Source organism: Ruegeria sp. AP12 (genome assembly GCF_056540025.1).
The window spans coordinates 1-721 of the sequence record NZ_JBQFVZ010000202.1 but is presented as its reverse complement, the minus strand read 5'-3'; the positions used below and the strand labels follow the sequence as shown (position 1 = coordinate 721).

The 721-nt window shown below is 54.6% G+C and carries 1 protein-coding gene; it reads left to right on the top strand.

Annotation, left to right across the window (positions count from 1 at the left end; translation table 11 throughout):
• Positions 1-44: 44 nt before the first annotated feature.
• Positions 45-721: YDG/SRA domain-containing protein (locus tag ACR0E6_RS22270; protein WP_480587463.1), on the top strand; the 677-nt coding region annotated here is incomplete at its 3' end.

Below are 721 nucleotides of genomic sequence, written 5' to 3'. Positions count from 1 at the left end.
TCTTAAGAGATGGCTTTCACAGGTACACAGCTAGGAGATGAGGCATGGCGATCGGTGAACTGATTGGGACAACTGTCGGCACCCATTACGATAACCGTCGGCAACTATATGACGCTGGTGTGCACCGTACGCTTCAGTCCGGCATTGTTGGACAGGCTGCGGTCGGGGCTGAAAGCATCGTTCTTTCCGGCGGTTATGTGGACGACGCTGACCACGGGTCTACGGTCATTTACACCGGAGACGGTGGACGTGACCCAAACACTGGACGCCAGGTGGCCGATCAAGAGTTTGTCCGGAAGAACCAAGCGCTAGTAACAAGCTGCCTTCAGGGACTACCGGTCAGGGTCATCAGAGGCTCAGGGCACAAGAGTGAACACTCACCCGCCGTGGGTTACCGCTATGATGGATTATATAAAGTTGACAGTTATTGGAGGTCCGAAGGCAAGGATGGGTTCCTTGTTTGCAGGTTCCGCTTACTGTCGCTCGAGCACCATGCCGATGCAACCAGAGGCGAAGCAGACGAGCAAAAGACAAAAAACAAGCCGACCCGCAGAATAGAGACAACAATACAGAGGATCGTCAGGGACACAGCGCTTGGACGCGAAGTGAAGGAGCTACACGATTTTAGGTGCCAGGTTTGTGGAGTGCGTTTGAATTGTGCTGGAGGCCCATACGCTGAGGCAGCACACATCCGCCCGTTGGGTGAACCTCACAACGGGCC